Raw genomic sequence first — 400 nt, 5'->3', positions numbered from 1 at the left:
CACCTCGCGCTGCGACACGATCGCCTTCTTGTCGGAGTGCAGCACCTCGATCGGGTCCTCGATCGTGACGATGTTGACCTCGCGGTACGAGTTCACGAGGTCGACCATCGCCGCGAGCGTCGTCGTCTTGCCCGCACCCGTCGGCCCCGTCACGAGCACCAGCCCCCGGGGCTCCAGCGCGAGCTCCCCGACCACCTCCGGCAGGCCCAGCTCGCCCAGCGCCTGCGCACCGATCGCGACCCGCCGGAACACCAGCCCGAACGTGCCGCGCGCCTGGTAGGCGTTGACGCGGAAGCGCCCCACGCCCGACAGCGAGTACGCGAAGTCCGCCTCCTTGGTGCGCCGGAACTCCTCCACGAGGTCGTCCGGCAGCACCTCCTCGAGCATGCGCTCGGTGTCG

The 400-nt window shown here is 70.8% G+C and carries 1 protein-coding gene; it reads right to left on the bottom strand.

Translation table 11 applies throughout. The features are described from left to right. Positions 1–387 (bottom strand): ATPase, T2SS/T4P/T4SS family (locus tag G3I71_RS52535; RefSeq protein ID WP_275409475.1); only part of this gene is annotated, 387 nt, incomplete at its 3' end. Between the last annotated feature and the right edge of the window lie 13 nt (positions 388–400).

It is taken from the genome of Streptomyces sp. SID12501 (assembly GCF_010550245.1).
Taxonomy (GTDB): Bacteria; Actinomycetota; Actinomycetes; order Streptomycetales; family Streptomycetaceae; genus Streptomyces.
The sequence above is the reverse complement of the archived record's forward strand: the minus strand, read 5'-3'. Positions and strand labels throughout refer to the sequence as shown.